At 48.7% G+C, this 13,543-nt stretch carries 8 protein-coding genes and 1 pseudogene; 3 read left to right on the top strand and 6 right to left on the bottom strand.

What is annotated here, in order from left to right:
- Positions 1–1,025: 1,025 nt before the first annotated feature.
- Positions 1,026–2,447, bottom strand: a complete 1,422-nt coding sequence (locus NG795_RS14480; RefSeq protein WP_367289370.1) for a pre-peptidase C-terminal domain-containing protein — start codon at positions 2,445–2,447, stop codon at positions 1,026–1,028.
- Between the two features lie 368 nt (positions 2,448–2,815).
- Positions 2,816–4,480: a methyl-accepting chemotaxis protein gene (locus tag NG795_RS14475; protein WP_367289369.1), complete on the bottom strand. Its 1,665-nt coding sequence runs from the start codon at positions 4,478–4,480 to the stop codon at positions 2,816–2,818.
- Positions 4,481–5,112: 632 nt separating this feature from the next.
- Here NG795_RS14475 and NG795_RS14470 point away from each other — a divergent pair.
- Entirely contained in the window at positions 5,113–5,823 is a 711-nt protein-coding gene (locus NG795_RS14470; RefSeq protein WP_367289368.1) for a pentapeptide repeat-containing protein, read from the top strand.
- Positions 5,824–6,177: 354 nt separating this feature from the next.
- On the opposite strand, the gene NG795_RS14465 is transcribed toward NG795_RS14470, so the two are convergent.
- Positions 6,178–7,992: a Ycf66 family protein gene (locus NG795_RS14465; RefSeq protein WP_367289367.1), complete on the bottom strand. Its 1,815-nt coding sequence runs from the start codon at positions 7,990–7,992 to the stop codon at positions 6,178–6,180.
- A gap of 1 nt (position 7,993) precedes the next feature.
- Between NG795_RS14465 and NG795_RS14460 the strand changes: the two genes are divergently transcribed.
- A complete protein-coding gene (locus NG795_RS14460) occupies positions 7,994–8,176 on the top strand; it encodes a hypothetical protein (protein WP_367289366.1) in 183 nt (60 codons plus the stop codon).
- Between the two features lie 285 nt (positions 8,177–8,461).
- Positions 8,462–9,919, top strand: coding sequence for a decarboxylating NADP(+)-dependent phosphogluconate dehydrogenase (gene gnd, locus NG795_RS14455; protein ID WP_367289365.1), 1,458 nt, complete (start codon positions 8,462–8,464; stop codon positions 9,917–9,919).
- Positions 9,920–10,338: 419 nt separating this feature from the next.
- Here gnd and NG795_RS14450 read toward each other — a convergent pair whose 3' ends face one another.
- The 3 genes and pseudogenes from NG795_RS14450 to psaB all read right to left on the bottom strand — a co-directional run.
- Positions 10,339–11,475: a serine hydrolase domain-containing protein gene (locus NG795_RS14450; protein ID WP_367289364.1), complete on the bottom strand. Its 1,137-nt coding sequence runs from the start codon at positions 11,473–11,475 to the stop codon at positions 10,339–10,341.
- A 195-nt stretch (positions 11,476–11,670) separates the two neighbouring features.
- Complete coding sequence (locus NG795_RS14445) at positions 11,671–12,603, bottom strand: hypothetical protein (protein WP_367289363.1); 933 nt, start codon at positions 12,601–12,603, stop codon at positions 11,671–11,673.
- Between the two features lie 229 nt (positions 12,604–12,832).
- A pseudogene (gene psaB, locus NG795_RS14440) lies at positions 12,833–13,543 on the bottom strand (photosystem I core protein PsaB); the annotation flags it as partial.

The following is a 13,543-nucleotide window of genomic DNA, read 5'->3' as shown; positions in this document are numbered from 1 at the left end:
TTAATGGATATAAATTTGCATCAGACTCTCATTTGGTGGGTCAATTTTAAACAAGTCCTAATCTTTGTGGGCTTGTTGTTATCCTCAACTACACCGTTGCTACAAAAAAGCTTTTTGCTCTCAGAAATCATCTTGAGTTTGCTGGATGAGACCGGAGAATAGCCGGAGTTTTGTAGTGGGTATAGAGAATTTTTAGTCAAATAGAGACCCCTTTAAAACATTTCAAGTTTAGATAGACTCAGCGGACTGAATGGCTGCACTGTTCAGTCATTGGGCTAAATTTCAACTCCTTAAATAAATTGGCGATCGCCCTAAACTGTTTCTGGTTCCAGAGTACCCCCAATCTGATCTAAAATAATCACCTAGATTAAAAAAAATATGTCAAAACCGGACAAACATCCCTCTGCAAGGGGATTTACAGATTAACCAAAACCGGGAAAAGTAGCCAGCTCGTTGCTTAATTTATCCCTTGAGGAAAGTCTCAATCAATCCTGAACCCATCTGGTGGGGGGACCCAGACCCCGATCTCAAGGAACTCCCAACCTGAAATTTTTGCCCCTAGATTGCTCCGTTTCCCTGGCCCCAAAATTTGGAGGGGCACGACACACCGAATGGGAGATAATAGAGGACATCAGGGAATCTAAACCTCTAAAAGTGTTCAACCGCTAAAACCTGTTGTTGGACAGGGCCAGCCTGTTAAAACCCGCACTCTCAAGGGTCCCGCTCCACGGACAAAGCCCCCGACCCAGGCTACTCTATAACAACGACTTGTGATACCCGAATTGGGTATCACAAAAAACATCCACAATCAGCACCACACTCGCATGAAAAACGCCTCTTAGGGAACTCCAAAAAATAAAACCCAAACGTTCGTAGTAACCCCTTGACGGGGTTTCTTTAAAGATGACTCAGTTCATGAGTCACTACGAACATTTGGAGGATTTATATTTTGCAATCCTCTCAAAAGCGGGAGCATTTGCTTTTGAGAGGCGTTTATTCTGGATGGAATCGGCGGACTGAGCGTCCTATGCAGACAGAGTTAGACTGTAATTCGTATTCACACCCTGGAACCCAGGAGAGACTAGCACTAAGTAATCGCCTGGGGTTAAACTGCGACTGAGCGCTTCCGGTGTTGTCCCACTTTGAATGGATTGAGCAATCAAGTTTCCTTGCTCGATCGCCCCATTATTATTCACCGTTTGATACAGTCTTAAGTCTGCATCATCATTGAGACCCGTTAACAATAAATTAACGTTTCTCACATCATTGAGCACAAACCGGAAATAGTCTTGAGGGTCCGCATTCCCCACCAAGTCATCGATTCGGCGAGTCCCGGACAAAATTCCCAGATTGGTCGCTGTATTCGCGCTGTTCCCCCCTACATCTCCGGTGACTGGGGTGGCAATCAAATTCAAATTGTACGGAGTTTCCGCCCCAGCAACCCCCTGGGACACATTCACAAAATAGTTACCTGCGGTGAAAAATCCCGTGATGGAATCTTGCAGAGTTCCGGGTTGTGCGGAAAGGCCAACCCGTTCCGTGGCATTGACCGTTCCATCATTATTACTATCAAAAAATAGTTCGAGACTGGCATCTTGAGTCATGCCATTGATGACCACATTTAAGTTGGTTGGTCCATTCAAACTAAAGCGGTAGTAATCATTAGGATTTGTATTAGAAATAGACTGATTAAAGGTTTGAACTCCCGTGAGCACCCCGGCATTTAAAGCCGTTTGTGGGGTGTTTCCAGGTCCTGCCGGGGTAGGCGGTCCTGGTGGCAGTGGCGGTGGGGGTAATGGGGGCAGAGGTGTCCCTCCGGGAGTCGCCACCCGTCCTTCTGGTATTCCACTGGATAAATAATGTTCAAATGCCTGCCGGAAGTTGAACCCAAATGCTTGATTTAAATCGGGGTTAGCGGCTAAATAGAAGCGGACATTAAAGTTTGGGGAGGAAGTCCGCCCTTCATTCGCCCCAATAAATTGAAAGTGTTCGACTAACTGCCGGTTGTTCAATCCCGCTTGCCGTAAGTCTGGGTTGACGCTTTCGTAAAATTTGGTATCAAAGGCGATCGCAGAAGGACGACCCTCGCGAATCCCAAAGTTTTGGTAATGATTAAACAGGGCCTCACTCCCGACCACTCCTGCCGCTGCCAGATCGGGATTTCTACTGTTATAAACAGACGGATTGAAAACTAATGAAAAGGGGCGATTTTCTCGGACTCCAAAGCTGGAAAGATGATCATAGAGTTGCCTGCGGGTCGTCAACCCAACAGCACCTAACCCGGGATTACTCCGCCGATAAAAGTCTAAATCCACCGTGGGTGAAAATACCCGTCCTTCATTTAAACCGAAGTTTACTAAATGCTCCAAAGCTTGCTGATTATTTAATCCTCGCAAGTCTGAATTAGCAGCGCGATAAAAATCCGCATCCAATAAGTTAACTGCCATAATTTACCTCATTCTATTTGGGAGTTACATTTCGTGTGTTGGCTAGGGATCGGTTAATTTCATACCCTTGAGCTAGACTTATTCTTTAAAGAGGCTCATCAAAACTTAATTATGATTGATTTCACCCGCATCTGTCAACCCAAATCAAAAATAAATCTAAATTTTCCCGGGGGTTTGATCTGCACTCCTTCATCCAAATCCTTTTACAGGCATACAATTTAGGCGATTTTGAAAAGACTCTATTTTGATTAAAATCAATCCTCAAAAGGGGTTACTTGGTTTCCTTGTCGGTCAAGACTGACTGATTTGATCCGGTATCCATCCCCACTAGAGAACGATTTCTGCGGGTCAGGGAGTCGTCTAGCCCCTCAAGCATCCCCGGGTCTGGACAGGGTTTCATGAGGGTTGAGATCGATCGCATTCATTACATTAACCACTTGAGCGATCGCCGCTGCTTGCTGTTGGGCGGTGAGGGCAATATTTTGATTGTTAACAAAAATATTGTCGATTGCTTGAGCAACCCCATCAAATGCCTCCGCCATTTCTTGAGCGATCGCCACCCCAGTTTGTACCGTTTCGATGCCCTCTTCCGTTACCGCCACCGTAGAAGCGACTGCCATCTGGATATCATTAATTAAGTTACTAATCTTTTGTGCGAGTACCTTACTTTGGTCCGCTAAAGACCGAATTTCGCTGGCAACGACGCCAAAACCCTTTCCCTGCTCCCCTGCCCGACTTGCTTCGATCGCTGCATTCAACGCCAGAATATTGGTCTGAGTGGCTAAATGACTGACCAACCGAGAAATCTCCCCAATTTGAGCCGCTTGCTGTTGAGTCTGGGTAATCTCAGAAGCGATCGCGCCCACCTTCTGTTCTAACGTATTCATGCCAGTTTGAGTCCGGTCCACCGCCGCCTTTCCTCCCGATGAAAGCGATCGCGATCGATGAGCTTGAGCATCTGCCGCCTTCGCTTGTTCTGCTGTAGCACTTGCAGAGGCTTCCAATTCATTCATAGTTGTTCTAATTTGAGAAAATGCGGTTGCCAACTCCGTAGATAGAGTTTTCTGCATTTTCGCCCTGTATTCTAAGGATTCAAATGCCTTTTTCAGGCTGGTTTCTGCGTGAAGCCGTTGGCGATCGATCTGTCCTAGGGTCCAGGCATTCCACCAAATCAACCCGGAAAAAACTATCACATTTAATATACCGAGGAGAGAAATTCCCATCTCTGCCGTGTATAAATCTCCCCGCCAACCGATTAAAATGATCCAACATAAGACTGGAGGGATAATAATCGCTGCCGGATAAAGCCGTCTCGCCATCAATCCCCCTGCGGTGGGACTGGCGATCGCGGCCATAATTCCCACATCAAGACGCGCAAACAGCATCGCCAAGCACAGCACGATAAATCCTACCGCAGTATGCAATGCCATCGCGGTAAATGCTTTATCTAAGCGATAAAAAAAGGCATTGCCATACAAGTACCCCAAAAACCCAAAAAACGCAATTAAAAATCCTAAAATCGTCAAAAATTGCGCCGCTAAATAGTTCGGTCGGGGAATACAAATCAGCAGCAAAGCCGAACCCAACAACAGAAAATTCAAGGCACTATTCGGTGCCATCCTTCCGGGGGTCGCCGTAGCAACAGCACCCACAGATTCTTTAAAAAACAGTTCATCAATCCCTAAATTGATGCCCAACCCATATTGCATTAAAGTCAACAACCCTAGGAGCAAAACCAAGATGGCGCAAATTAAAGCAATTCGCCTGCTCTGACTCTCTCTGGACCCTCGATGCCATAAGCTAATGCAAGTTCCTCCCAAGATAAAACCAATCGCGGTATTGGCTTTCATGGTCACTAATCCAGGGACAATGCTTTTGAGCGTCGGGATATTGAACATCCATCCGAAGATGACCATACAGCCAATCAAAATAACCGTAATGCTGGCTATCCGAGATATAGATAACAGGACCGATCGCTCATTAGCGGCCAAGGGAATCTGTGGAAACTGACGGGACTGTTCGTAGGTGGACATTTTTACCTCAATCAAGGGTTGTAAAGCAGCCGAATCATTCGGAAATAATTGCTGGGGGAGTTTTAATGAAACCGCAGCAGATTGGGGAACTTGATATTAGGTCAGGTAATTGTAAACTCAATACATGGGAGCTAAATCCTTGGGAAATTTTAGGGGGCGTGAGTTGATTAAATAACAATTAAACGGGTCTAATCTGTCAAATTGATTGCACTCGGGTTAGTTTTTAACCGGGTAGGCTCAACCCAGAAGGTCTAAGCATTGGGATTACCCCAAATTTGAGATTAGTGTTTAATTTCAAAGACCCGATCGCCGCCTAAAGTTCCTGGGGGAGGGGATGCGGCTACCTGGGAGAGTCTCCTGTTTTAAGAGACGACTACATCCCGACTGGATGCAAGGGTCATGAAGCCCAAAACCCTCGCTAGTCTAGCATCCCCTCTTCCAAGAGGCAAACCCGTCTGCTCCACAACGCACCGCAGGATCACAGTCTTGACGAGCAAGGGGAGAGAGGCACAGGCCAAACCTTCCCTTCAGGTGTTACCCTGGAAACGGTTAACCCCGAACCGAGGGAGCATTTTTTCTTCAGTTCGGAGCCAATCACGCCACTTCCTATTAAGAGCGTAGAGCGATCGCCAATGAACGAGCTGGATCAATACTATCGAGAACTGGGGTTAGAGCCTGGAGCATCACTAGAGGAAGTGAACCAGGCTTATAAAGATTTGGCGTTTATTTGGCATCCCGATCGCATTCCCAAGGATAATGCCCGTTTGGTTTCCAAAGCCCAAGATAAGTTAAAACAAATTAACGAAGCGCGCGATCGCCTCAGATCCGGTCCGGGAAAACCCAGCGCCAGCGATCGGCCCTCGTCAGGATACCAAACCAACAAATCCAGCGCCGGTTACACCTACTCCAATCCTCCCCATCCCGGCGATCGGACCCACGCTCATGCTCAGGGTCAACGGCGATCGCACAAACCGCACAATCCCGACCTAACCGGAGCCGACTTGCGGGGTCAAAACCTGCGAGAAAAAGACCTATCCGGCAGAAATTTAAGCCATGCTAACCTTAGTCAAGCGGACCTTAGTGATGGCTTTTTACACAAAATTAATTTATCCGGAGCCAACTTGCAAGGAGCCAACTTATTCCGCGCCAATTTATTGCAAGCCAATCTCACTTATGCCAACTTACAAAATGTTAATTTAATCGGAGCCGATTTAAGTGGAGCCGATTTAACTGGCGCTGACCTACGGGGCGCTAAAATCGGCACAAAAGACCGCCTTTTTGTCAAGCTAATTGGCACCAAATTAACCGGAGCCATCATGCCAGACGGTCGCATTCACGAATAATCAAAATTCTTTCTCTTAGTTCAATGTCCAGACTTCAGTCGTTTCCGGATGTTCAACGTCCCGACTTCAGTCGTTTCTTCCTCTAAACCGAGTCGATATCGTTTCCCAGACTCATGATACTCCATACGGTATTTAAAGGGCTATAAAAACGGATGGTAGGGGCTTCGATGATTGCGCCCCCTGGGGCCTGCGCCTCGCAGCCCCTACACATACCGCTTGATGCCGGTTGTTTTTCTAGACTTATCAGTACCGTATGGAGTATGAGGTACCCATAGCTAATAGGAGTGCCTTGCATCTTACTCGCTATAGCTATAGAGAGCAAGATGCAAGGCACTCCCAAAGTTCAACTGAACCCTATGAATTCCCTTCCTTCTGCGAAGTAGGGTCGCTATCAGCCGGTAGAGTAACTTGACCCTGAGCCTCCCCCGATTCTGAGGTATCCTCAACTACTGCCGGATCTTGCCGTTGTGGGCGATTTAAAAACGGATTGCTCTCCATCTGTGGCAACTCCGACTCAGCCGGATCTGCCGGAGTCACTTTTACCGCAGGTTCAGAAACCTCAATCACCTCGACTACCCGATCCTCTATCGGAATCACCGCTTCCGCAGGGGGTGCGAGTTCCACTTCTGGAGCATATTCCTCAACAGGTTCAGGAGTCAGTCTCCCTTCCGGTAAAACTTCCGATCCTGACTCCCCAACGAGCTCTGATGCTTCCGTTTCTGGTGGATTCGGTGGAATAGCCGCCAGCACCCGTTCCTCCACAATTCCCTCATCCGTCGTGATGATTGCTTCTATTACTTCCTCCCCTGACGGATTGGCAGAAGTCACCACCTCCACGGGTTCCCCTGCCTGCACCGTAACCTCCACCACAACATCAGCAGTCGTGATGACCACCGTCGGCGTTTCTTGTGGCGGTTTGGTGTCAGAGATTTCCGGGGAGGACTCCACGGTAATCGAGTCCACTGCGATCGCCGGTTTGGGTTCAACCTCCGTTTTCGTCTCAACCGGCTGAGAAATCGGTGCTTTAGGCTTAACCGGAGGAGACTTGCGGAAATTCAGCAACCCTTGGATTCCCGCTTTAATTTGGGTCAATAAACTTGGACCCTGGGGTTTTTTAGCCACGGGAGTCACTGATTTAGCCGCCACTTTGTTCAGGGAGGGCTTAACGGGTTCATCCAGTGGGGGATTTATGGTTTCGGCGACGGCTTTCGCATCTGCTTTCGTGACCCCCGGACCTTCTAAATCATCATCGTCAAAGCCAAAATCATCATCCTCGGACAGCTGAGATTCCACCGTAGCGCCTTCTAGTGCTGCTGCCGCCGGCATTTCTAGTCGCTCCTCGGGAGCATCCTCCCTTGGTACTTCCACAGGCATTTCCAGACGGATCACCTCCGCTTCCGGTTCGATTAAACCGGGTTCTGGCAGTGGGGGTTCCACGGGAACCGGAGGTTGGACTAGGATGGGTTCAGCCGGTGGGGGTTCTACGGGAACCGGAGGCTGGACCAGGGTGGGTTCAGGACTGGGAACTGAGGCCACCTCAGCAGGGGGTTGGGGTTGAGTTTTTGGCCCTGGGGTGGGTTTGGCTTGAGTTTTATTTTTGTTTTTATCTTTGTCTTTACCTTTAAACAAGAAAGAGAAGCGATCGGCAAATCGAGGGGTTTTCGGTGGGATGGTGGTCACCTTCGCCGCTGGTTTTGCCGGAGTCACAGGTTTCGGGGTCACTGGGACTGGGGAGACCTCTGGAACTGTCGCCACGGGAGGGGGGGCGACTGCGGGCTCCTCAACCTTCATTGCCGTTTGGGGGACAGGTTGGGGGATCGTTTGAGGTTTCGGTGCGGATTTGGTTTTAAACATCGCCGTTAACCCTCCGGTGAGGCGATCGATTTCCTCGCCAGATATGGGAGTTTGTTCCGCCAGTGGGGTCGTTTGTCGGCGCAGAGTTAAGGCTTGCCAGCCAAACCACCCCAATAAGCCCACACTCGCCATTTGTCCTAACAGGACCGCCCCAGAAATCCGGCCCGCACAGAACCATAAGACTAAGGCATAAAATAGTCCAACGCCACTCCAAATGAGGTCGCCTTTGCGATGGACTTCTGGAAAAAAGAAAGCGGCCATATAAATCGCGAAGCTACCCACCGCGACGGCTAAGGCCAGGATGTATGGAAGCATAATGCCGGTTCCCCCTGCTGTCTACTACATGGACGACTCACCCGTTCGTCTCTACAATGGTCATTCTACCGTTCCAGAGACGGCGATCGGATCTTCCCCCAAGACGATCCTGCTGGGTTTGGAGTGGAAGTCAGGATATTGGGGGGTTCAGTGGAATTGGAAGCGAGGCGATCGCAACCCGTAGGCACAGGAGTCCTCCCCTATTCCTAATGATTTGCCGAGACGCAACCCTCCAAATCAGATTCATTTGTCAAGAATTGGTCAACAGCGAATCATCCCTTTTTCCGTTGCAGTAGAAATGCCAGAGTGCCTCTAGCAAAGTGTTGGCAAACATTTGAGTGCCAGTAACTCCGGCAATCTCGGGGAAAATTAGAGATAAAGTTCTCAATAGGGGTCAACTGAAGAATTACTCTGAACGGGCTACCCTAAAAAAGGTAAGAGACAGAAACACAACGAGACCCAAAACGTTATGAGTAAGCAGAAATTTGGTGTGATTGGTCTAGGCGTCATGGGAGAAAACCTGGCCCTCAACGTCGAAAGTCGCGGCTTTCCGGTAGCCGTCTACAATCGCACCGGCAGCGTCACCGATAAATTCATGGCCGCCAGAGGAGGCACGAAACAGGTCAAAGCTACCTACAGCTTAGAAGAGTTTGTAACGTCCCTAGAACGCCCCCGTCGCATCCTGGTGATGGTGAAAGCCGGGGGTCCCGTGGATGCGGTGATCGCTCAACTCAGGCCCTTATTAGAAGAGGGAGACATGATTATTGATGGCGGGAATTCCCTCTATCAAGACACGGAACGCCGGACCAAAGACTTGGAATCCACCGGACTCGGATTTGTCGGCATGGGAGTCAGCGGTGGAGAAGAAGGGGCGCTCAAGGGGCCCAGTTTGATGCCCGGTGGGACTGAACAAGCCTACCGCGACTTAGAACCCATTCTGACGGCGATCGCCGCCCAAGTGAATGATGGTCCCTGCGTCACCTATATCGGCCCTGGCGGTTCCGGTCACTATGTGAAAATGGTGCATAACGGCATCGAGTATGGCGATATGCAGCTCATCGCCGAAGCGTATGACCTCCTCAAGAGCATTGTCGGACTCGATCATCGCCAGTTACAGAAAGTATTTGCGGAATGGAATACCACCCCAGAACTTGACTCATTTTTGATTGAAATTACCGCAGAGATTTTCCGCTACCTCGACCCACAAACCAACGGTCCTCTAGTGGAAATGATTATGGATTCAGCCGGACAAAAAGGCACCGGACGCTGGACTGCTGCCGATGCCTTAGAATTGGGCGTTGCGATTCCCACGATCGCCGCTGCGGTGAATGCCCGGATTATGTCTTCCGTCAAAGAGGAACGGGTGGCTGCTTCTAAGCAATTAACTGGACCGAGTATCAAATTTGATGGAGATACTCAGGAGTTTATCAATAAGGTTCGCGATGCCTTATACTGCTCTAAAATTTGTTCATACGCCCAAGGCATGGATTTATTGAGCAAAGCCTCCAAACAGTTTGGATATAACTTAAATCTGGGTGAAGTCGCCCGGATTTGGAAAGGCGGCTGTATTATTCGGGCAGCTTTCTTGGATAAAATTAAGCAAGCCTTTGATGAAAATCCCGAATTACCGAACTTGCTTCTAGCACCGGAATTCAAACAAACGATTTTGGACCGCCAAGAAGCATGGCGGGATGTGATTGCCATGTCGAATAAAATGGGGATTCCCGTTCCGGCATTTAGTGCCTCCCTAGATTATTTCGACAGCTACCGCCGCGATCGGCTCCCCCAAAATCTCACTCAAGCCCAACGGGATTACTTCGGCGCACATACCTATGAACGCACCGATAAACCCCGGGGTGAATTCTTCCATACCGAATGGACACAAGTTTCCCAAGAAACCTTGAGGAAAACAGGTCAACCCGAGTAATCAACCTCGTTCCCTGGCTCTGCTGAGGGAATGTATCTCACCCTCGTTCTCACCCTCGTTCCCTGGCTCTGCCAGGGAATGCCAAATCGGAGGCTCTGCCTCCTGATATCTTCCTAGCCTCGGTCCCTTCCCCAAGACATTAGGGCTGTTTCATTCTAGGGGATTGCAAAATATAAATCCTCCAAAGGTTCAACTGAAAGGAAGGTATCTGTAGGGGCGCAATGCTTGCGCCCCAAGCATTGCGCCCCTACATTGACGAGGCTACTCCGTTGATCCGTCACTACGAACGAACGTTTTTTATATTTTCTTTTTTGGAGTTCCCCTAGTCACTGAAATGCCGGGATGGGACTAGGAAAGCCCATTGTAGTCAGGCAATCGCCATTTTTTATAAAGATTAAGGGGGTGTTAGGGGCTGTAACTTAATATCCCAGCAACTTCGCCAGATCATCCACCAACTGATCCACCGGATAATTTTCATCATTGGACAACACAATGATTGTCACCGGCTTCTCCGTATAATGGCGATAAAAAGTGCTTGTGCCGTACCAACTCCCACTATGCTCCACATAGTCCGAGCCCACTCCCCACCCTAAACCATAGGCAAAAGATTCGCCATCATCCAAAGTTCCCGATGTGAAGGCTAATTGTAAGGTTGCAGGTTCCACGAGATCGCCATTGCGTAACCCCTGATCATACCGGGCTAAATCGGCGATCGAACTAAAAATATTGCCATCCCCCGCAATCACTGAAGGCGACGCAGAGGGGTTAAACGTCCCTTCGGGGGAAACCGCATAGCCCTCAGCCCGATTGGGGATCTGTTGCGCTAAATCCGTAAACACCACGGTATTATTCATCCCCAAGGGCATAAAAATCTGCTCCGCCATAAAGTCCCCAAAAGATTGCCCCGAAACCCGCTCAATGATTAAGGCTAAAAGAGCATAACCACTATTGTTATACTCAAATTCAACGCCGCGATCGCCCTCAATATCCTGGGTATTCAACCATTGCAAATGATCCTCAACCGTTAACCGGGCAAAAGCCGCATCTGTCCCCTGCCAAGCATCCCCTGTATAGTCCGCTAAACCCGAAGTGTGATAGAGTAAATCAGCAATTAAAATCGGGTCATCGGGGTTGGGCTCTGCAAAATCCGGCAGATGCTCGATGACTGCATCCTCTAGTTCCAATTCTCCCGCCTCCATGAGAATCAAAATCCCCATCGCTGTCATTTGCTTGGATACCGAAGCCAAATCAAACACCGTATCCGGCGTAATCGAGCGTTGCGCTCCCACATCGCTGAAACCATAGCCCTTTTGCCATATTGCCCCCTGATCAAGAATCAGCACCGCTACACCGGGCCCATTTTCCCAGAGGCTGTCTGCAACGATGCGATCGATTTCAGCGGTGCGTTTAGCCCCAAAGGCAAGCTCCGATGACCCGTGCACTTCAGCCCCCGATGACCCCAGGGGAATGGCGAAACAACTGGTTAACAATAAACTGCCCAATAGGTAAAGCGGGGTAACCATAAAGGAGGCGATCGGTCTAGGTTTAGGGTTCATCAGCTTTTGCTCATCAAGATTTCAGATATAACTTTTGGCGGTCATTTGTCATTTGTCATTTGTGGAAACTCGGTTTCTTGTCCCACCCCCAGAGTTAGAAACCGGGTTTCTTACCTAAATTTTTGATAAAAACCACAGATGTTGCTAGAAACCCGGTTTCTTTTCTTTCCGGGTTTCTTGTCCATCCCCCCAGCTTCACAAGTCACGGGAAAACCGAGCTAAAAGCTCCTCGCGGGATAGCTGCAAAATCAACTGAGCTTGCTCCAATGGGGGAATTTCGATTAACGCCTCGATAATCTGAGCTAATTCGGCATCCACGGTACCAAATTTCACTTGCAGTAGGCTTTCCACCAGCCGCCGCTGTCCTTGCTGGACTCCTTGCTGGATGCCTTGCTGGACTCCTTGCTGGATGCCTTCTTCTTTAACAGTTTGTAACCGTTGTAAATACAGGGGTGATAGTTCCATAATTAACTCCCTCTCTTCAGGGGCTAAATTTTGCCGAGCTTCTAGCAGTTCACGCAGGTTGTACAGTAATGCTAGCGCGGTTTCTCGCGTGGGATTATCCGGTGGTAGTTGGTATAATTCTTGCAGGGCTTGTTTTTGGACCTTGCCTGTGCCTAAAATTCGCAACCACAGGGTTTCTGGGGTCGGTGGTAGTTGGTGGATGACGATAATCGCGCTTTGTAGTCCCTTGGGGAGAAAGTAAACGCAGCTTATCCAGTTTTCCAAGTCTAAGGTTGCGCCAAAATCGGCTAATACTGCGGCGGATGCAGTGGGAGTCATCATCCACAACCGGGGTGATTCTGCGGGAGTAATTCGTCTTTTTTCCCTGACAGATTGACGTTCAAATTCTGCCTTAATATCTAAGAGTTTTACCAGACAACTACAAATTTCTCTGGGTTTAACTGGATTGCTAAAGGGTTCAAACACCGCTGGAGTTGTTGCCAATCTTCCCAGTAAGCCGAGGTGACTAGCATCGCCGATGTTTTCCGCCGGGTTGGGCGTGAAAAATATATCAATTTCTCGCCGTTGGGACGCCATAGTTTTGCTGGTTTCAGTTTGACCTAATTGCCTTAACAGTTCCTGGATGTATTTTTTGGTGAATTCGTCGTAGATAAATCGGGTCATTTATTGGTGTTTTATTAGTCTAGATTTGTTAATTATAGTATTGCCCAATTGCCCAATTAGAAACCGGGTTTCTTGACTAAATTTTTGTTGACAATTACAGATGTTGCTAGAAACCCGGTTTCTTGTCCCTGGCCCCATTCTGGCGATCGCACCCCCTATCAAAAAAGCTCAAAAAAAAACCCCCCGCCATAACAGCAGGGGGTTTTTTCAACTAATTACCCGTCACAGGTTAACCGAACTTACTAGCCGTCGAAGCAATCAAGAACGCCGCATAAGTTAGGATATACCCCACCGTAAAGTGAGCCAAACCAATCAAGCGACCTTGAATAATCGACATCGCCACCGGCTTATCCTTCCAACGAACCAAATTCGCTAAAGGAGTGCGCTCATGCGCCCAAACCAGAGTCTCAATCAGTTCTTGCCAATAACCGCGCCAGCTAATCAGGAACATGAATCCAGTCGCCCAAACCAAGTGTCCAAATAAGAACATCCAAGCCCAAACTGCTAGATTATTCATCCCATAAGGGTTGTACCCGTTAATCAACTGAGCCGAATTCAGCCACAGATAATCACGCAACCAACCCATCAAATAGGTCGAAGACTCATTAAACTGAGCCACATTCCCTTGCCAAATACCCAGATGCTTCCAATGCCAGTAGAAGGTCACCCAACCAATGGTATTCAACATCCAGAACATCGACAGGTAGAATGAATCCCAAGCTGAGATATCGCAAGTACCGCCACGACCCGGACCATCACAAGGGAAAGCATAGCCGAAATCTTTCTTATCCGGCATCAGCTTAGAACCCCGTGCATCCAACGCACCCTTGACCAAAATCAGGGTAGTCGTATGCAGACCCAAAGCGATCGCATGGTGAACCAAGAAATCTCCAGGACCAATGGTCAAGAACAGAGAATTGGTGCTGCTATTAATCGCATC

The organism is Laspinema palackyanum D2c, from assembly GCF_025370875.1.
GTDB lineage: Bacteria > Cyanobacteriota > Cyanobacteriia > Cyanobacteriales > Laspinemataceae > Laspinema > Laspinema palackyanum.
This window is presented reverse-complemented; position numbering and strand designations above follow the sequence as displayed.

Bases quoted from the DNA above. Each gene is read 5' to 3' on its own strand.
- NG795_RS14445 (WP_367289363.1), bottom strand. From the start codon at position 12,603: ATGACCCGATTTATCTACGACGAATTCACCAAAAAATACATCCAGGAA.
- NG795_RS14460 (WP_367289366.1), top strand. From the start codon at position 7,994: ATGCCGGTTCCCCCTGCTGTCTACTACATGGACGACTCACCCGTTCGT.
- NG795_RS14470 (WP_367289368.1), top strand. From the start codon at position 5,113: ATGAACGAGCTGGATCAATACTATCGAGAACTGGGGTTAGAGCCTGGA.
- NG795_RS14450 (WP_367289364.1), bottom strand. From the start codon at position 11,475: ATGAACCCTAAACCTAGACCGATCGCCTCCTTTATGGTTACCCCGCTT.
- gnd (WP_367289365.1), top strand. From the start codon at position 8,462: ATGAGTAAGCAGAAATTTGGTGTGATTGGTCTAGGCGTCATGGGAGAA.
- NG795_RS14465 (WP_367289367.1), bottom strand. From the start codon at position 7,992: ATGCTTCCATACATCCTGGCCTTAGCCGTCGCGGTGGGTAGCTTCGCG.
- NG795_RS14475 (WP_367289369.1), bottom strand. From the start codon at position 4,480: ATGTCCACCTACGAACAGTCCCGTCAGTTTCCACAGATTCCCTTGGCC.
- NG795_RS14480 (WP_367289370.1), bottom strand. From the start codon at position 2,447: ATGGCAGTTAACTTATTGGATGCGGATTTTTATCGCGCTGCTAATTCA.